17 protein-coding genes are annotated in these 17,040 nt (G+C 57.1%); 11 read left to right on the forward strand and 6 right to left on the reverse strand.

Going from position 1 to position 17,040, the window contains the following annotated elements:
• Positions 1-375: 375 nt before the first annotated feature.
• Positions 376-570: an integrase gene (locus tag ACQR1I_RS31515; RefSeq protein WP_434870164.1), complete on the forward strand. Its 195-nt coding sequence runs from the start codon at positions 376-378 to the stop codon at positions 568-570.
• Positions 571-978: 408 nt separating this feature from the next.
• Here ACQR1I_RS31515 and ACQR1I_RS31520 read toward each other — a convergent pair whose 3' ends face one another.
• Positions 979-2,691 carry a methyl-accepting chemotaxis protein gene (locus tag ACQR1I_RS31520; protein ID WP_434870165.1) on the reverse strand — a complete coding sequence of 571 codons (1,713 nt, stop codon included), beginning with the start codon at positions 2,689-2,691 and terminating at the stop codon, positions 979-981.
• 791 nt (positions 2,692-3,482) lie between these two features.
• On the opposite strand from ACQR1I_RS31520, the gene ACQR1I_RS31525 reads away from it, so the two are divergent.
• Positions 3,483-3,851: a DUF4437 domain-containing protein gene (locus ACQR1I_RS31525; RefSeq protein WP_434870166.1), complete on the forward strand. Its 369-nt coding sequence runs from the start codon at positions 3,483-3,485 to the stop codon at positions 3,849-3,851.
• A gap of 485 nt (positions 3,852-4,336) precedes the next feature.
• On the opposite strand, the gene ACQR1I_RS31530 is transcribed toward ACQR1I_RS31525, so the two are convergent.
• From ACQR1I_RS31530 to soxC, 3 genes are all read right to left on the reverse strand, one after another.
• The gene (locus ACQR1I_RS31530) at positions 4,337-4,885 is read right to left on the reverse strand and encodes a DUF924 family protein (RefSeq protein ID WP_434870167.1); all 549 of its coding nucleotides are present in this window, start codon (positions 4,883-4,885) and stop codon (positions 4,337-4,339) included.
• 203 nt (positions 4,886-5,088) lie between these two features.
• Positions 5,089-5,667, reverse strand: coding sequence for a c-type cytochrome (locus tag ACQR1I_RS31535; RefSeq protein ID WP_434870168.1), 579 nt, complete (start codon positions 5,665-5,667; stop codon positions 5,089-5,091).
• On the reverse strand, positions 5,654-6,940 hold the full coding sequence (gene soxC / locus ACQR1I_RS31540; RefSeq protein WP_434870285.1) for a sulfite dehydrogenase: 1,287 nt from the start codon (positions 6,938-6,940) through the stop codon (positions 5,654-5,656). Before soxC ends, ACQR1I_RS31535 begins: the two co-directional genes overlap by 14 nt.
• Before the next feature lie 861 nt (positions 6,941-7,801).
• Between soxC and ACQR1I_RS31545 the strand changes: the two genes are divergently transcribed.
• On the forward strand, positions 7,802-8,887 hold the full coding sequence (locus ACQR1I_RS31545) for a YeeE/YedE family protein (RefSeq protein WP_434870169.1): 1,086 nt from the start codon (positions 7,802-7,804) through the stop codon (positions 8,885-8,887).
• 186 nt (positions 8,888-9,073) lie between these two features.
• Here the strand turns inward: ACQR1I_RS31545 and ACQR1I_RS31550 are convergent, their stop codons facing one another.
• Positions 9,074-9,799: a superoxide dismutase gene (locus ACQR1I_RS31550; RefSeq protein WP_434870170.1), complete on the reverse strand. Its 726-nt coding sequence runs from the start codon at positions 9,797-9,799 to the stop codon at positions 9,074-9,076.
• A gap of 1,299 nt (positions 9,800-11,098) precedes the next feature.
• On the opposite strand from ACQR1I_RS31550, the gene ACQR1I_RS31555 reads away from it, so the two are divergent.
• Positions 11,099-11,299, forward strand: coding sequence for a hypothetical protein (locus ACQR1I_RS31555; protein ID WP_434888867.1), 201 nt, complete (start codon positions 11,099-11,101; stop codon positions 11,297-11,299).
• A gap of 254 nt (positions 11,300-11,553) precedes the next feature.
• Complete coding sequence (locus ACQR1I_RS31560; protein ID WP_434870172.1) at positions 11,554-12,282, forward strand: cytochrome c biogenesis CcdA family protein; 729 nt, start codon at positions 11,554-11,556, stop codon at positions 12,280-12,282.
• Here ACQR1I_RS31560 and ACQR1I_RS31565 read toward each other — a convergent pair.
• The gene (locus tag ACQR1I_RS31565; RefSeq protein WP_434870173.1) at positions 12,279-13,007 is read right to left on the reverse strand and encodes a hypothetical protein; all 729 of its coding nucleotides are present in this window, start codon (positions 13,005-13,007) and stop codon (positions 12,279-12,281) included. The two genes, ACQR1I_RS31560 and ACQR1I_RS31565, sit on opposite strands and share 4 nt — an antisense overlap.
• Positions 13,008-13,171: 164 nt before the next feature.
• Between ACQR1I_RS31565 and ACQR1I_RS31570 the strand changes: the two genes are divergently transcribed.
• From ACQR1I_RS31570 to ACQR1I_RS31595, 6 genes are all read left to right on the forward strand, one after another.
• Positions 13,172-13,741: a SoxW family protein gene (locus ACQR1I_RS31570; protein WP_434870174.1), complete on the forward strand. Its 570-nt coding sequence runs from the start codon at positions 13,172-13,174 to the stop codon at positions 13,739-13,741.
• A gap of 376 nt (positions 13,742-14,117) precedes the next feature.
• On the forward strand, positions 14,118-14,567 hold the full coding sequence (gene soxX / locus ACQR1I_RS31575; protein ID WP_434870175.1) for a sulfur oxidation c-type cytochrome SoxX: 450 nt from the start codon (positions 14,118-14,120) through the stop codon (positions 14,565-14,567).
• Between the two features lie 36 nt (positions 14,568-14,603).
• Positions 14,604-15,059: a thiosulfate oxidation carrier protein SoxY gene (gene soxY, locus ACQR1I_RS31580; RefSeq protein WP_434870176.1), complete on the forward strand. Its 456-nt coding sequence runs from the start codon at positions 14,604-14,606 to the stop codon at positions 15,057-15,059.
• 25 nt (positions 15,060-15,084) lie between these two features.
• A complete protein-coding gene (gene soxZ / locus ACQR1I_RS31585) occupies positions 15,085-15,414 on the forward strand; it encodes a thiosulfate oxidation carrier complex protein SoxZ (RefSeq protein ID WP_434870177.1) in 330 nt (109 codons plus the stop codon).
• Between the two features lie 60 nt (positions 15,415-15,474).
• Positions 15,475-16,299, forward strand: a complete 825-nt coding sequence (soxA, locus tag ACQR1I_RS31590) for a sulfur oxidation c-type cytochrome SoxA (protein WP_434870178.1) — start codon at positions 15,475-15,477, stop codon at positions 16,297-16,299.
• Between the two features lie 271 nt (positions 16,300-16,570).
• Entirely contained in the window at positions 16,571-17,035 is a 465-nt protein-coding gene (locus tag ACQR1I_RS31595) for a hypothetical protein (protein WP_434870179.1), read from the forward strand.
• Positions 17,036-17,040: the final 5 nt, after the last annotated feature.

Below are 17,040 nucleotides of genomic sequence, written 5' to 3' on the forward strand. Positions count from 1 at the left end.
AATAGCGTGCTGCCGGCCGCATTGGTGATCCCTAGCGCGAAGACCATCTCACGTTGTCCGCAGGCCTGCGGGTATCCGAACTGGTCGGAATCACGACGCCCGGGCGCCGGCCAATATTCACGTCATGAGCAAAGGCCGGCGCGACCGGGTTCTGCCGTTGTGGCGGGAAACGACGGACGCAGTCAAAACTTGGCTCGCCGTCCAGCCGCACGGCTTGGACACGGCGCTGTTCCTCAACGATTCCGGCCGAGCGATGACCCGCGCGGGGTTCGAGTATATCCTCGCCAAGCACGCCGACATCGCCGTGGTCGCCCTGCCGTCCATAGCCGCAAAGAAGTATCGGAGCACGTTCTGCGCCGCAGCTACGCAATACATATGCCTCAGGCCTCCCATGACATCCGCGAGGTAGCATTATGGCTTGGTCACGCCGGCCTTCAGAGTACGGAGGCTTATCTGCGGTCGGATCCCACGAAGAAACTGGAGGCGCGGAACTCCACGTCGGCACCTAACCTTCGGGCAGGAAAGTTCCGACCGCCTGAAAAACTGTTGGCTATGCTCAGCGGCAGATAGCGACGCAAAATTATGCGGAGCGCTGTAGCCGCGAACTCCGGTCCACGCCTGATCAATCCGGCAGGACTCCGCATAATTCTATGCTCCAGATAATTGCGGGACGCCGGCCTCTGCCCGTGAATATCTCGAGCTGGCGCGCAGGCTTCGTGATAGCAGAACGCTCAGTATCCGTTCTAAGCCTTACGATCCAAAACGGACCGTAGACCTGGCAGATCAGGCCGTCACATGAAGGGTGAGGGCAGAACGACGCTTACGATCTAACCGATCACCGGCCACGTCAGCTACGCCACTCAACGAGATGAAGTCACCTTAACCGAGGACGGCGGTTGCCCTTGCGTTCCTCTACCGCGCATTGCATAAGCAGCGCGCCGCGAGGGGAAGGAGCAGAGCCGCCCTGCTGCCGCCGCCTCAAGCCGCTCGAACGGATTCCAAGAACGAGCCGACGCCAGATTTCAATCGAGTACTTTGCTGCGACAAGATGCGCGCCGAGCCAAGGACTCGCGATGATGCAGAGCCTGTCTCATTTGCTCCCCGCTGCACAGCTCCGATATTCGAGGCGACTTCCTGGGTTCCTTGCGCCGCTAGGTGAATATTGCGGGAGACCTCTTGGGTAACCGCCTCCTGCTCTTCGACGGCCGTAGCGATCGCGTTCGCAATCTCCGAAATTCGATCAATAGTTCCGCTGATCTCTTTGATCGCGAGTACAGAATCTTGAGTGGTCGATTGGATGCCGCCGATCTGCTGGCTAATTTCGCCGGTGGCTCTAGCCGTTTGCTCCGCGAGGGCTTTGACCTCGGTAGCAACAACGGCAAAGCCTCGTCCAGCTTCTCCCGCACGAGCGGCCTCGATCGTTGCATTCAACGCAAGAAGATTAGTTTGACCAGCAATTGTGTTGATTAAATCGACTACATCTCCAATCCTCGTTGCGGCTTGGGATAGCGCATTCACCTGCTCGTTCGTTCGTTGAGTTTGAGAAACGGCGGCGGCAGCAATGTTGGCAGATTCCAGGACGCGTCGGCTGATCTCATTGACCGAAGAAGCCAACTCTTCACTCGCCGCTGCGACCGATCCGACATTCGTCGAGGACGCTTCAGACGCTTGTGAGACGATGGATGATAGTTCCTTCGTGTTTTCGGCAGTTTTCGATAGGCCTTGGGCTGCAAGTTCCAACTCGCCGGAAGCCGATGAGACAGCTTCTATGATCTCGCCTATTTCGTTCTCGAAACGTACAGCGAGATCGTTCATTTCAGCCTTGCGCCGTACGTGTTCGATCCGTTCGGCGTCAGCGCGCTCGGTACGCAGCCTTTCGGCTTCGATCATGCCAGCCTTGAAGACTTGGACGGCTTTTGCCATTTGTCCTATCTCATCGTGTCGGTCCTGTCCGGGTACCAACGTAGAACGGTTGCCCGTAGCCAGCTGTGTCATTGTGTCGGTCAGCGAGCTCAGCGGACGGGTGATCGATCTCGCAATAAGGATGGCAGCCGCAACGATTGCAATCGAGAGCAGTGCGCCGCCGATGACAAGGACTCGGAAGACGAACGTGTACTGCTCCTCAGCCGAACGCTCTATGGTCCGTGCCGTTTCTCGATGTTTTTCAAGGAGCACTTCTGCGTCCTTCTTAACGCCGTTGAACAGTGGCAGAACCTTCGCAGTGAGATCGACGCCCGCCTGGTCATAGTTACCCGCCGCGATCTGCTGTTCCACGGGTCTCAGGCCATCTTCGATCAGCTTCGCCTCAGACGCTTCAACGCGAGCGGCGAGTTCTGCAAATCGAATGCCCGCTTCAGACGATCGATATTGCCGAAGCGCTTCGCCCATCGTTTTTATGGCGTTGTCCAGCGCATTTGTATGCAAGGAAACTGGGTGATCGTGTCGTTTCGCCGCGGGAAGAATGGGATTGTGTTGCACGGCCATTAGAAGCTGGCGGAAGCTCTCTTGCATCGCTTCATTCAGCCGCGAGATCTGTTCAATCGGTTGCAAAGCCTCGGATTCTGTCCGCGCCAGCATCCGCTGTGTTGCCGATGTTGACAAGATGCCGATTGTGCCAATGGCGGTCAAGCCTATAACGCTAATGGCGATTAGCATCGTAATCCGGCTGCCGATCTTAAGACGGGAAAGCATGCTCGACCTTCGTAGTCAGTGTGCTGCTGCGAGGAAGGCATCCTGTCTCTGCATTGGATAATTCCACGTAAAACCTGAGGCGATGTATCGGCTGAAAACGATCCGGACAAATACGGGTGGTGTGTGCGGTCCGTCAATTGTGCAGCAAAGTACATGGCGCGTCAGAGCGCCCGCTCGTCGACGGCCGGTCACGAGCGTGGACGACCGAGGGGGCAGCGTGCAGAAGCAGTAGAGGAAATATCAATAGTTCGAGAGTGCTCGTCGGTATGAGCGATGATGAGTGCGCTGAAATCGCGCAGAATGCAGCGGACGAAGGCTCCGAGGGCCCGGATGACGCTGGCAGTTGCCGAAGGTGGTCAGGACACGGAAGCGCCGATGGTGCTAGTCGTGGTATGTATATTCAGACTATGTATGAATAATAAGCGTACTTGCGGTTTTTATCGCAACGTCTAGCTCGTTCTCTCACAGAGAGAGCGATATGAAGAGCAGTTTCGTAGTGAGGGCCGTCGATCCGCAAGGCCGTCCCGTTGCCCAAAAAACTTGCCGCTGCGGGTTTCTAGGACAGAGGTCTCGTCAGAGATCCCACCAAAGCGGAAGACCTCGCGGTGAGGCGGGCTCGCTTTACCCTCTAGCTATTCTCCGGCAGCGCCAGGGAATTCCACGTCAACTTAAGGAAGAACCTCATGAAGAGAGATATGCGATCTACATCAAGGGCCCTGATCACTGCCGCGGCCGTCGCGATAGCGACCGCTACTGTCGCGCGAGCCGACGATCAGGCTCCTAGAATCACTATGCCCGAGAAAGTCGAATGGTCCGCGATGATTCCCGCGATGGGAAAAAAAGGTCCGGCGATGGCGGTAGTCTTCGGCAAACCCGGAGTTCTCGGGCAACCCTTCGGTGGCTTGTTCAGGGTGCCGGCCGGCGGCGAATCGCCTTCGCACATTCACAACTCTGACTATTGGGCTGTGATGCTTTCGGGGACTGAATCAGCTCGTCAGGGGGCTAAAGACGCGCCTGCACGAATCCCTCCTGGCTCCTGGTGGTTCCAGCCGGGCAAGGCTCAACACGTAAACAAGTGCATGGGACCGGAGGATTGCGTGTTCTTTGTCTACTATAAGGATGGTATGGACTACGTCCCTGCGGAGTCGGATGCGAAATAAGCCGAAGACCTAGTTCGAGTCGGCCCTGAGCAGAAACAATTCATTGCAATCTGCGGCGTTCCGCTTGTCAGCGCCTCAGATTGCGTCTCTTCCGTCGATCCACATTTCCGCGCATATATATCCAATTCCAATGATTGAAACGCAAGTTGCGCCTCGCGCGATGCCTGATGTGTCTCGCGAGCTGCGACTGGTTCGGCGCCAAAGGTTGCTACCAGGCAGGTATAGTGGAGAATGCCACTCTCAGAAGCAGATCAAGCTAGCTGATCAGCCTCGGCTACCGATCTGGCACGCCCACCCCGGCCCTCTGAAGGTTTCAGGAGTACTGCAGCAGGACCTTTGGTGCATCGACGAAATGGCGAAGCACGATGCAAAGATGTCTGGTGTCATTGTTTCTTACGCTTGGTTGCCTGGGCCAGGCTGGCCTAAGTATCGTCAACTATGCGCGTGTCCGGAAAGCCAAGCCTTTCTTGTTATCGTTCGATACATCAGAAATCTGCGTGGTTCGCCAAGTAGGCGAGTTCTTCGCGGGTTGATACGCGGTCCAGCACAGAATTGCGGTGAGGATAGCGGCCAAATCGAACCAGAAGCGCACGATGCGCCTCTTCATAGCGAAGATGTTCTTCAAGTCCTGGCTCGGAGAACAAGCGGCGCGCCTCTTCATGAATGACCAACGATTCGCTGTGCATGAACGGCATGTAAAGGAATGCCTTCTCATCGACCCGCAGTTCACCGTGATCGGCGCATCGAATTGCTTCCTGGGCAAGGCAAAGCGCATGAGCATCGTGTGAAAACGCTCTGGCCTTGCCACGGTAAATATTACGCGAGAACTGGTCGAGTACAATGATCTCCGCAAGCCGACCGCGGATCGTGTGCCGCCACGGAAATAACTCGTTCATTGTCGCCGCTTTGTGCAAAGCGGAGAATTCCTGTCGGATGTGATGATCGAATGCAGGATCTTTCTGCCACCACCGTTCGCTTGATGTCTCATTAAACCAAAAGTTCAGTACCGCTTTTGCTTCATCGGGCATTTCCATCCTCGTTTCCGGCGTGTTCTGACAGACGCCGCGGTCGCCGAGACTAGCTGGTTCGGATGATAGGGTGTCTGGCAATCCCGGCGGTTGCGTAGGGCGTGACCGAAATCGTTGCCCGAGGCGAATCTGGCGATCCACTCGAATGTGCTGGAGAGTGCGACAAAGTCACGAGATCTCTGGCAAGGGATCAATGGCGTCGTGCTAATCTAACGGTAGAGCTGGAACTCAGGCCTGGAGTCAGGAATGAACCCGTCCCGGTTTGGCATCTGGACCTTCGGCAGTGTCTTCGCGTCCATCACGTCGCTTGGCTGGATGATCTTAGCTTCCGAGAGGATGTAGGCGACAACCGCATAGACCTCATCGTCCGTCAGAGAGCCCGGAGCGTTGAATGGCATTGCACGCTTAACGTAGTCGAACAGCGTTGTCGCGTGCGGCCAGTAGCTCTCAACGGTCTTGACCGGCGTCTTCGTCGCGAGGGAGCCGCGTCCGCCGATTAATTTGTCTCCGCCGAGGCCGGGCTGTGGAACTCCCTCTAGCCTGTCACCATGGCAGGCACCGCAATTTTCGGCGTAGACCTTCGCCCCTTGTTGCGCCGCTCCGCTACCGGCTGGCAACCCGCGCCCACTCGGTGGAATAGAGAAGAACGCGGAGCGTTCACTCTCGCTGGATGGCGTGCCGAGGCCGAAGCGGGCATCGCTGCCCATTTGGGCGAAGGCATCAAAGGATATGCCGATCGCTAGCACCGCACATGTCGCTGCGATCGCGGCGGTCCTACGCATGGACATTGCTCACGCTCCCATCGGCCGCCACAGCCCAGCTTTGGATGGCGTTGAGGTGATAGACGGACGCAAACGGGCCGTTCGAGCCGCGAATTGCGATGAGATCGTTCAGGGTTGGTTGCAGATAACCTGTTTCATCGGTACAGCGGCTCTGCAAGATCGCAGGCTTGCCGTTCCACATCCAGGGAAAGCTGAACCTTACCGTGCACATTGGTTCGGGCGCGGTGTCAATCCGTGCGGGGTACCAGGATTGGCCGCCGTCTACCGAGACGTCGACGGACTGGATACGGCCGCGTCCCGACCATGCAAGGCCGGTGATGTTGTAGAAGCCCGGTCCGGGCAGCTTCATCTCCCCCGAAGGAAAGGTAACCACGGACTTCGCGTCCATATCGAGCGAGAATAGCCGGGCCTTACCGTTTCCTAAAAGGTCTGTATATTTGGAGGTCTCTTCGCGCGTCATGAATGGTTTGTCGCTGACCTCGAGGCGGCGTAGCCATTTGATATGGGTATTGCCTTCATAGCCGGGCAGCATGAGGCGGATCGGATATCCTTGCTCCGGACGAACGGCTTCGCCATTCTGTCCGTAGGCAATGAAGGCATCCTTCAGCATTTTCTCGATCGGAATTGAGCGGGTCATGACTGCAGCGTCCGCCCCCTCGGCAAGGACCCACCCAGATCCCTCCTTGATTCCAACTTCCCTCGCGATCGTCGAAAAAGGAACGCCGGTCCATTCCGATGTGCTGAGTAGCCCATGGGTCCCTTGTACAGTCTTTAGCGTTGGCTTGTTCCACTCCGTCAATCCGTTGCCGGAACATTCGATAAAGTGCCTGCGTGTGATTGACGGAAAACGCTTCAGGTCAGCGACTGTGAATCTCTTGGCCGTGTCGACCATTCCGTGCACGAAAAGCTGGTGCCGCGACGGGTCAATGGTGGGAATGCCGCCATGATGCCGCTCAAAGTGCAGGCCCGATGCGGTCAGATTCCCCAACATTCTATCGAGAGGGGTAAATGTCCAGGATGTGTTCTCGTTGGGGGTAGGGTAGCGTTGTCGAACTTCGGTCTCGAATTGCGAGCGCGATCCATAACCACCGTCGGCGGCGGTAGGGCGCCCTTGCTCTTTGGTGGAATCGGCCGGCGCTTCGAAGCGCTGGGCTCCCGGAGGAGCATTGGTATCGGCTGCAGCAGGAAGCGAGCTCAACACGGCGGCGGCCGAGGCGCCCGCGGCTGATCCTACCGCAAAGAGAAAATTGCGTCGATGAAGCGATGAAGACGGAAACATGCCCGTCTTGCATGAACAGTCATCGCCATCAAGCTCAACGCAATCGATTGCGAGGTGCTGCTCCTCTGCTTCGACAATCGCCTCAATTTGGCGACGAGTCACTTCATCATATTTCACTTGGGTCATTCTCTCCATCGGATACTCTCCCGTCACGAGCAGACAATATCGATGGACTATAAAACTACAAGGATGCGCAATTTTCTGACCTAGTCGTGAAAACAATACCAGTGCGAGTCGCTGCACTCCTGATCGACGTGCACAACGATTGGCGAGGACCTGCAGGCCGGCCGCGGGTACTGGGGCCTGCGGCAAAGTTTATCGTGTTGGTCGGGCGCCGACATCAGCGCTCAAACGTGGATGCAACTGCCAGGCAGAGAGTTCGCAGCGCGTTCTGAGGCTGACCGGCTTGAACGCTTGGCAATGTGGCTGGCGTGGCGCGCCGATGCCGATGGTTCGGCCACGGCGAGCATCCCCGAACCGTGCTCCCGGTGCCGCCTTGCTGATTGCAACCGGCATGACCTCTACACCTGGGCGTGGTGCGAGTGATCTACCATAGATACAGGCATGACCGGCTTTGAGGAGGTGGGTCATGGCAGATGCCACGCATGAAGGCATGCTTGACGGCCGGCAGCAGGGCGGCGTCGGCGCCGAGGCGGCATGAAAATTCAAATGCTTCGCTACCGCCAATGCAAGAATGAGTGAAGCAAGCGGAATACGCGAACCCGGTGGGGACAGCGCAATGCACGATCTCTTCGCGGGAATTTGCGCACGGTCTCATTTGCGAAGCGGCCCTTGATCTGGCTCATGTAACAGGCCTGCGGGACCGATAAGACTGCAGGCTCCAAGCAGCGGGAGGCAGCCGTGCTGGTGTCAGTCATTGATCTTGTCGGAGAAGACCGGCTTTCGTGGCTGGGAGGCCTTCTGGTCGGTAGCATGTTCGGGTTCTTTGCGCAGCGCAGCCGTTTCTGCCTGCGCGCCGCCGCCGTCGAATTTTCGCGCGGCGACGGAGGCCCACGTCTCGCGGTCTGGCTCCTGACCTTCGCGGCTGCTTTGCTTGGCACGCAGGCACTTGTTGCGCTTGGCTGGATCGAAGTATCGGAAGCGCGTCAGCTTGGCCAGCGGGGCAGCATCTCCGGTGCTATCGTTGGCGGTCTGATGTTCGGCTCTGGCATGATCCTCGCGCGTGGCTGCGCGAGCCGGCTGTTGGTGCTGTCTGCCAATGGAAATTTGAGGGCGCTGCTGTCCGGTCTTGTCTTTGTCGTAACGGCGCAGGCCTCTTACCGTGGTCTATTGTCTCCTGCGCGCGAATGGTTAACAAGTCTGTGGCAGGTGGACGGAGGCCAGTCGCGTGACATCATGGCGATGTTCGGCGCCGGCACTCCCGAGAAGCTTGCGTTCGGAGCGTTGTGGCTGCTCGCAGGTCTTACGCTTGCATTTCGGAGCGAGTTGTCGCGCCGTTTGATCCTCTCCGCTTTTCTGACCGGCGCAGCGGTCGTAGCAGGATGGCTGTTCACCTATCAGCTCGCACAAGCGTCCTTCTCGCCCGTAGCGCTAAAAAGCCTCACCTTCAGTGGTCCCTCGGCCGAGCTATTGATGCTGGTATTGAACAGTGCGTATCTGCGGCTCGGCTTCGATCTTGGTGTCATACCCGGTGTCTTCCTCGGCTCATTCGTCGCTGCAGCGTTGACGCGCGAATTGCGACTTGAAGGTTTTTCGGACGGTCTCGGAATGCGCCGTTATCTCCTCGGTGCGATGTTGATGGGTTTTGGCGCGATGCTCGCCGGTGGTTGCGCCGTTGGGGCCGGGGTGACTGGCGCTTCAGTGTTTGCACTCACCGCCTGGCTTGTGCTCGGCGGTATGTGGTTGGGCGCGGGAGTGACAGACTTCACTTTCGATCGGGCGCCGCAATCGCAATCAACGGCCGATTCGCCTGCATCAAGCAAATGAACCGTATGGTTCCCGGTAACCGCCGATCCGACAACATGAACGCTGTTCATCGATAGCAAGCGCAGATGCTCGCAAAAGCTTGAGATGCGTGGGAACGCTCCCTGGCAATCGAGTTCCGCCGGCTCATGATGCGAAGCGGTGGTAACTCTGCTCTGCTACCACCTCACGCGTGGACCTTGACTGCGCTCAAATGCCCAACGTGCCTGCCTTCGCCGCCGCATAGCGCTCGTCAATCGCCTTCCAATTGACGGTGTTCCACCATGCCTTGAGATAGTCGGCGCGACGATTTTGATAGTTAAGGTAATATGCATGTTCCCACACGTCGTTGCCGAGCAGCGCGCGCTTGCCGTCCATCATTGGATTATCCTGGTTTGGACGTGTTTCGATGGCGAGCTCGCCTTCCTTCGACACCGTCACGAAAACCCATCCCGAGCCAAAGACGCGTCCACCCGCTGCATTGAAATCGGTCTGGAGTTTTTCGATACCGCCGAGGTCGCGGTCGATCGCGGCCAGCACGTCGCCATGCGCGTTGCCACCGTTTGGTCCCATGATCTGCCAGAACATGCTGTGATTTGCGTGTGCGCCTAGGTTATTGCGCACTCCGGTTCGGATGGCGTCTGGTATGGCAGCGAGATTTCCCAGCACTTCCGCGATCGGCTTGTCGGCAATCGACGGATTATCCTTGGCAAAGTTATTGAGATTCGTGACGTACGCCTGGTGATGCCGATCGCGATGTATTTCCATCGTCTTCCCATCGATGTGCGGCTCAAGAGCGCTAGCTGCATAGGTCAGGGGATCGACCTTAAAAGGGGCCGACGGTGCAGAGGCGGCCGCTTGCGCAAATACAAGGCGAGGAAAGATGGTGATACCGGTTGCTGCGATGATTAGGTGTCGACGGGACATAGATGACATCGGAGGTCTCCATTGAAAGTTATGAGTCGGAATAAGAGGTCGTCAAGCGGGGAATAGATGGATTCCGGCCGCCGCCTGCCACGGCGGCCTATGAGCCGTCAACGCCAAGAACCGTCCGGGTGTCTAGGTCGATCGGCGTCATGCGACTCCGTTGTTTGTCAGGCGGCCGGTTAGTGCGAAATGACGCGCCGTGCTCGGCTCAGCTCGTTGCGTGAACACCGCAGCGATAAGTGTGTCGGCTCTTCCTGTTCACCGCTCCCTTAGCAAAGTGGAACGCCGGCGGATCGTGCGGAAGCGAGCTCGCCAATGCCGACTGGCGGCTTCGGCGGTTTCGAACGTGACGCGGCATCGGCATTCCAACGCCTCGCAATCCTCACGAGGCTGGTTAAACTAACTCCCGCGGATCTGCTCAAGCAGCGGTGACGGCGGACAAGGTCCCGTTCGCAGCATGAAGCCAACGTCTTCCAGGTTGAGTCGTTTTCCCTAAAGTACGGAACAACGTGCCGGCTACGATCGCGGCCATCATCTATAGGAACGTTTCCCGCGAGCCGATTTCTTGTCTCGGGTTCGACGCCTGGGAAATGACTGATGTCGCTGCGCATCGCGGATTCGAAAGGTTAGAGGTGATTGATCAGTTGGAGACAGTGCAACGATTGCAGGACTGCTGTCCAGAAATGCTAACTGATGCAAGCCATAAATTCAGTAGATATGTTCGGTCGCCTCGCTAGGAGGCAACCAAACGTATCGTGTGCGAGGTTTCATTTTGGAACAAATGTTTCGCTAGTGGCACATTGCTGAGGAGTCTGAAGCTGCTCGACTTCTGAAGAACAATGCGGATAGACTAACTTCAGTGGAGTAGCTCCGACTGGCGGACCGCGCCTATGAATGACAAAGCAATCCTCGGAAAAGAGGCCTTGGAGTGGGTGCGCGTTGAGCGGCGCTGCCGCAGAACGGGAGACCCCTTCGGCGGCCTTGGGGGCTACATTGCGGGATCGGCCGGACTGATCGACGCGCATCGGTCTTACGCGCGCGAGTGCGCTTTCGCCACCGCGCTGTCGCTGTCAAGTTGTGCAGCTAGCGCTTCCGCTATCAAGTACTTGAAGATAGGAACGTGCGCTACGGGTCAAGGCGATGCGCGAAGACGTGAGCGTGCTCGTTGGTGGCGGCACGGCCAACGTCATTCCATTGCACGTTTAGAATTCGGAGGACTGCAAGGCGGCACGCGATTTGCTGCCGAATAGCCGCGCAATCGACATTCAGACAGTCGGCGTCCCAATAGCGGCGCGCGGTAAGGAACGCTTGCTGATCACGTCCTCGCCGCATCACACCGATGAGGTGGTCGACCTGTCGATTGCCGTATTGGTCAAAATTTGGAATAAAAATGGCTTGCCGAGGCAGCACCGAGCGGTGACCGTAGAGCGGGGTGTTTTGATTTCATCTTTGTTTACGGCGGATTGGCTGTGCAGCGAACTTGATAAGAACCGGGCCAGGGGGGAGTGAATGGTTCGACTAGCAATCCGCAAGATGCGATCGAGCGTGGTCGTGTGGACCGGTGCAACTGCGTGGGTTCTGTTGACGGCTGTCGTTCTGTACGCGCGGTCAAGCGTGCTCGAAAGCAGCTTCGATCCGCGGGCGTTTATCTGCTCGAGCGACAGTGGCGGGGTTCAAGTGGGCGAATTCGCCAGTGGCTCATCGTCACCGTAAGCAAGGGGCGCGGCACACGCTTCGACAGGTTGGAAAGGTATGGATCACGTATGGCCTACGACGTCAGCATTCCCGGTGCATTCGCCGGTGGTCTACTCTCGTTTGCATCGCCATGCATCTTGCCTCTGGTGCCCCCATTCCTGTGTTACATTGCAGGTACGTCAATGGAGGATCTGTCGAAGGAGAAGCTTGACAGATCTCGAATAGTGCTGACTTCGTTTGCGTTCGTGCTTGGATTCACAACGATTTTCGTCGCGCTTGGCGCGACCGCCTCGTTTCTTGGAAGAATAATCTCGTCCAACATCGCGTCGATCGGATATGTCGCGGGAGCAATCATAATTGCGATGGGCCTGCACTTTCTCGGCATCATCAGGATTCCGTATCTTTATCGATCGGTCACTGTCCAGACGGAAGTGTCTCCGGGCACATTTGTGGGTGCTTACGTGATGGGGCTCGCCTTCGCATTTGGTTGGACGCCGTGCGCCGGGCCGATTCTCGCGACGATCCTCTTTATCGCTGGAGCGGAGGATAGCGTTAGTCGAGGTGTGTGGCTGCTGCTTCTTTACTCAGCCGGCGTCGGCTTGCCGTTCATGATCGCCGCGATGTTTGCGAGCTATTTCATGACTCTGGTGGCCCGTTTCAGGCAGTATCTTGGCCTTGTCGAGAAGGTGATGGGTGCAAGTCTGGTTGTCACTGGCGTGGTTTTCATGACCGGACAAATGTCGATGATTTCAGGTTGGTTGTTGGAAACGTTTCCGATCCTCGGATCTATTGGTTAGCCGAAACGAAAGAACAGCAAGTTGTCGAACGAACGCATTTCGATGAGGACGCGATGAAGAAGGCCGCTGTCGTGTTCTCGAGCCGCCTTGGGTATCAATCTGAGGCTCGCGGTGGCGCCGTCGATGAGTCTGCGAAATTCGGGATCCTGCTTGGTGCGATCTGATGCCATTCGATCGCAGCGACGCAGTATGCCTTCATAGACCTCAGCGCTGGACTGAACGGCAGCCGCGACGGATTGCTCGGACAAGTTCGGCGGCGTCGTCTCGTAGACATACAGCGTATCCATCGCTCGGTTCGCATCGAGAACGCAGTCGGCCAGTAGATAGAGATTGTTTGCGCGGCGAAGCTGAGAAAGGGCGTCTCGAATGGAAATCATCACCCGTTCGGCCGCTTTGAGATTGCCGTGATCGACGTATTCCACGGCCTTTTCAGTGTGGTACGAGACCTGCTCGAGTGTCGAGTCAAAGAATGGATTATTCCGAAAAGTGTCAGGGGTGTTTGCTCGAACGGATTTGGTGAGAGTGATCCAAGCGGCACGTACTTGGTCGACCTCAAGGCCGCCCAAGTCGGCGTTGCCTGTACGCAGATAGCTGGCGGCGAGACGGTAGTGGGAAGCAACGTCGTCTACCGCAGCGTTGAAAGCTGCCAGATCGTCCGCCATGCCGATGGATGAGGAAAGGCCGAACGCAATTGCGGTGATCGTTAGCCGGGCTCGGGTACGCATGAAGAATCTCCCCGTCATTTGCGGGCCCTCCGCCCGAAGAAGTACGTCGAAGTGCTCTTTTCAGCTGGGCGCGTACAGCAAGGACATCTATCAATAATCGCGAAAGACTCAAGTCCTTGTACACTCGGTCGGTGCTCTCCAACAGTTGGGCGGAAGGAAGCGAAATGACCATCTCACGGCGTAAGGTGCTTGCCGCAAGCTCGGCACTGCTGCTGTCGTCGTTCAAGCCAACCGTCGCTGCGGTTCTGAACGAGGACGGGATGTATTCGGAACCGTGGTTCCTCAATACCATGCTGGAGCTGTCGGATGATCTCGGCGATGCAGCGAGCAATGGCAAACGGTTCGCTATTCTTTGGGAACTCAGGGGCTGCCCGTATTGCAAGGAAATGCACCTTGTCAACCTGGCTGATGCCAAGGTGGCCTCGTACATCGAGGCGAATTTTTCCATACTGCAACTTAACATCATAGGCAGTCGAATTGTTACGGATTTCGATGGCGCCAAACTCTCCGAGAAGCAGTTCGCACAGAAGTACAATGTGCGGTTCACTCCTACCATCCAGTTCTTTCCCGAAATCGCGGCTGACTTATCCTCCAAGGATCCCGGCCGGCGGGAAGTTGCACGGATGCCAGGATACGTAAAGGGTGAGCATTTCCTGGCGATGTTTCGCTTCGTCCGGGACAAAGCATATGAGCGGGAAAACTTTCGGAGCTACGTCAATAATCAGGCTCGCTGAGTTCGAAACCTGATTGGAATTCCGGGGCAAGCCATAGGTGAGCTATCGGCGTCGGGACGAGGAAAGCCAGGCGCCGCTAAAGCGTGCTCGCGACAAGCTCAATGTTTCATATCGAAACGTGGCGTTTCACACCATGGAACGAGCGTGGCGGTCGGGTCCGCGACCAAATCGAATGAGGGGCTGGGTCGCTGACGCCGAGATGCTGTCGCAGGTCTCGCAGCCGCGGGATTTCAGCTTTTCGGCAGGTTGAAAAGAAGGCGATGCCGATTTCGGCCCGTCGCGATGCACTTAACCGCCGCCAGCGAAATTGGCACGAGCATTGCTGAACTGATGCTTAACTAAAAGATTGTCAATTTGCAGGGGGTAGGTGACCAGGATGCGGCATTTGGCATTCTCGTTGTTCGTTCTTTCAACGATCACAACGTCAAGCGTTTGGGCCGAGGATCTCACCGCCATTCGCGTCGACAAGGATTCGATCGCGCAGCCCTTAACCTCGCAGCCGGGAAATCCAAAGAACGGCGCCGCCGCCATGGCGGACCGCAAGCTTGGAAACTGTCTGGCATGCCACAAGGTGGCGCAGATGAAGTCCGAGCCGTTTCATGGCGATGTCGGGCCAGCGCTCGACGGAGTTGCCGGCCGATGGAAGGAAGGGCAGCTCCGCCTGATCGTGGTGAACCCCAAGGTACTGTTCGAGGACACGGCGATGCCTGCGTTCTATCGGACTGCCGGCATGCATCGGGTGCGCGGGGAGTTTCAGGAAAAGCCAATGCTAACTGCTCAACAGGTGGAAGATGTCGTCGCATATCTGACGACGCTCCGGGATTGAGTGTAGCGGGTCATATCAAAACAAACGAGGTTCACCATGATCCAACTAACGCGGCGCGGCGCTCTGAATGTCAGTCTGGGAGCCACGGCGGTGGCGCTATTCGGACGAATTCCGGTCGCCATTGCGACTCCTGAGGAGACGGCTCAAGCCATCTCAAAGTTCACCGGTGGGGCTACTCCTAAGGCAGGCAAAGTAAGTCTAACCGTGCCGGAAATTGCCGAGAACGGAAACACGGTGCCTTTGTCGGTTTCGGTGGAGAGCCCGATGACAAAGGAAAGCCATGTGAAGTCGGTTCTGATCGTAGCGGATGGAAATCCACTTCCTGGTGTTGCGACGTTTTACTTCTCCCCCATGTCCGGCAGGGCCGATACCGCCACACGCATCCGCCTCGCGCAGACGCAAAATGTCATTGCCGTCGCGCAAATGAGCGATGGGACGTTCTACATGGATCAGAAGACCGTCAAGGTGACCATCGGTGGTTGCGGCGGCTAACGAACTCCAATCACAGGATTGAAATATGGCTCAGGATGTCAGGCCCCGTATCAAGCTACCCAAGACGGTGAAGAAGGGCGAAGTCATTCAAATAAAGACGCTGATCTCCCATCAAATGGAGTCGGGACAACGCAAGGATGCCCAGGGGAAGGCGATTCCCCGGCAGATCATCAACAAGTTTGCGGTCACGTTCAATGGAATGGCCGTGTACTCGGCGGACATCGCGCCGTCGGTTTCAGCCAATCCCTACTTTGAGTTCTCGGTCAAGATCGACGAGCCCGGCACTTTTGCGTTTACTTGGACCGATGACGATGGCTCGGTCTACAAGGACGAGCAGACTATCGCGACTACGTAGCGGTGGTGCGCCGTTGTCTTGGTTCGAAACGGAAGTTCTCTCGTAAGATAGGAAGGCAGGATGTTCAATCGCGTCAAACGTTTCGGATTGGTGATTGCCGCGATCGGGGTATCTTCTGCCCAGGTCGGCCTTGCGTGCGCCAATGACATGAAGAGTATCAAGGCGCCGGCCGGCCATCCCCTGCCAGAAATTATCTCGGGATTCGAGTTCCGTTCCAAGGAAACGCAAGACGTCCAGAAGGACGAGTTTCAAAATCCCGGCATGCTCTGGGTTGAGCGCGGTTCGCGGTTATGGGCGACTGTGGAGGGCGCGGCCGGAAAATCGTGCTCGTCGTGTCATGGAGACGCAGCTAAGTCCATGGCGTCGGCCGGCGCGGCCTACCCAAAATGGAATGAGAAGAAGGGCAAGCCGGTCAACCTGGAGCAGCAGATCAATATCTGCAGGACTGACAACATGAAGGCCGAACCTTGGGAATTCAAGACGGAGGCCCTCACGTCGATGACGACGTTCATCAAGACGCAGTCGAAAGACGTGGCCGTCAGCGTCAAGGTCGATGGACCGATGACTCCCTGGTTTGAAAAGGGGAAGCAACTCTATTACCAACGTAACGGTCAGCTGGATATGTCGTGCGCCAGCTGTCACGAGAAGCACTACGGGCAGTTTTTGCGCTCCGATTATTTGAGCCAGGGGCAGACGAATGGATTCCCGACCTATCGGTTGGCCTCACAGACAATGATTCCGCTCCACGAGCGGTTCGCCGGCTGCATGTTTGACATTCGCGCCGAGCCATTCAAGCCAATGTCGGACGAGTTCCTGGCGCTTGAGCTCTATATCGCTTACCGCGGAATTGGTTTGCCAGTCGAAACGCCGGCGGTGCGCAACTGAATCGTCGGAGTCCTGGCGACGGTTGAGGAGCTTGCGGGTCGGATGATTTGCCGAAGGGTAAACAGCCGGGATCCAGCACGCTCACTAAGGCTGCGGCGCGACAGCTCCACGTTGCCCGTGCCGACTAGGAGTATCGACGCTGGCCTCGGGCTGATAGAGCGGGCGCTTGGCAATTCGTATCGATCGAACCGCGCGGCTCGATGCTGATCGAGCTAGCAACGGACCTTGTTCGGTCGATTGACGAACGTCGCTTTTGACGATGAGGGACAACGTGAAGGTACTCATCGAGTGGCTATTGTTGCGCTGGCTGCCCGTTACAGTGCTTCTTCTGGTGGGACCGGCCGCCGTTGCGGCTGACCGAGAGGCACATCAGCATCGCCTGATAATTCAAGTGACTACCGACGATCCGGTCTTGATGCGCCTCGCATTGGACAATGCAGTTAACGTAGATCGCCACTACAGCGAGCTTGGCGAGGAGGTCGAAATGGAGATCATAGCTTACGGCGCAGGTCTTCACATGCTTCGCGAAGACTCGTCGCCCGTGAAGGCACGCATCAAGTCGATCAGCGAAAGTCTACGAGGCATTCGCTTCGTCGCCTGTGGCAATACGATTCGGACGATGGAGCGCAACGAGGGAGGGCCCGTCCGTCTTGTTCCGCAGGCCGAGGTGGTCGATGTAGGCGTGGCGCACATTATGGAGCTGCAGGAAAATGGATGGAGCTATGTTCGTCCGTAGCAGAA

The sequence above is a fragment of the Bradyrhizobium sp. HKCCYLS2038 genome, from assembly GCF_051167655.1.
Classification (GTDB): domain Bacteria; phylum Pseudomonadota; class Alphaproteobacteria; order Rhizobiales; family Xanthobacteraceae; genus Bradyrhizobium.

Excerpts from the sequence above, each read along its gene's own strand:
- soxA (WP_434870178.1), top strand. The coding sequence starts at position 15,475 with ATGTTCAATCGCGTCAAACGTTTCGGATTGGTGATTGCCGCGATCGGG.
- soxX (WP_434870175.1), top strand. The coding sequence starts at position 14,118 with ATGCGGCATTTGGCATTCTCGTTGTTCGTTCTTTCAACGATCACAACG.
- soxY (WP_434870176.1), top strand. The coding sequence starts at position 14,604 with ATGATCCAACTAACGCGGCGCGGCGCTCTGAATGTCAGTCTGGGAGCC.
- ACQR1I_RS31535 (WP_434870168.1), bottom strand. The coding sequence starts at position 5,667 with ATGTCCATGCGTAGGACCGCCGCGATCGCAGCGACATGTGCGGTGCTA.
- soxC (WP_434870285.1), bottom strand. The coding sequence starts at position 6,940 with ATGTTTCCGTCTTCATCGCTTCATCGACGCAATTTTCTCTTTGCGGTA.
- ACQR1I_RS31525 (WP_434870166.1), top strand. The coding sequence starts at position 3,483 with ATGCCCGAGAAAGTCGAATGGTCCGCGATGATTCCCGCGATGGGAAAA.
- soxZ (WP_434870177.1), top strand. The coding sequence starts at position 15,085 with ATGGCTCAGGATGTCAGGCCCCGTATCAAGCTACCCAAGACGGTGAAG.
- ACQR1I_RS31560 (WP_434870172.1), top strand. The coding sequence starts at position 11,554 with ATGGCCTACGACGTCAGCATTCCCGGTGCATTCGCCGGTGGTCTACTC.
- ACQR1I_RS31530 (WP_434870167.1), bottom strand. The coding sequence starts at position 4,885 with ATGGAAATGCCCGATGAAGCAAAAGCGGTACTGAACTTTTGGTTTAAT.
- ACQR1I_RS31515 (WP_434870164.1), top strand. The coding sequence starts at position 376 with ATGCCTCAGGCCTCCCATGACATCCGCGAGGTAGCATTATGGCTTGGT.
- ACQR1I_RS31570 (WP_434870174.1), top strand. The coding sequence starts at position 13,172 with ATGACCATCTCACGGCGTAAGGTGCTTGCCGCAAGCTCGGCACTGCTG.
- ACQR1I_RS31520 (WP_434870165.1), bottom strand. The coding sequence starts at position 2,691 with ATGCTTTCCCGTCTTAAGATCGGCAGCCGGATTACGATGCTAATCGCC.
- ACQR1I_RS31565 (WP_434870173.1), bottom strand. The coding sequence starts at position 13,007 with ATGCGTACCCGAGCCCGGCTAACGATCACCGCAATTGCGTTCGGCCTT.
- ACQR1I_RS31550 (WP_434870170.1), bottom strand. The coding sequence starts at position 9,799 with ATGTCATCTATGTCCCGTCGACACCTAATCATCGCAGCAACCGGTATC.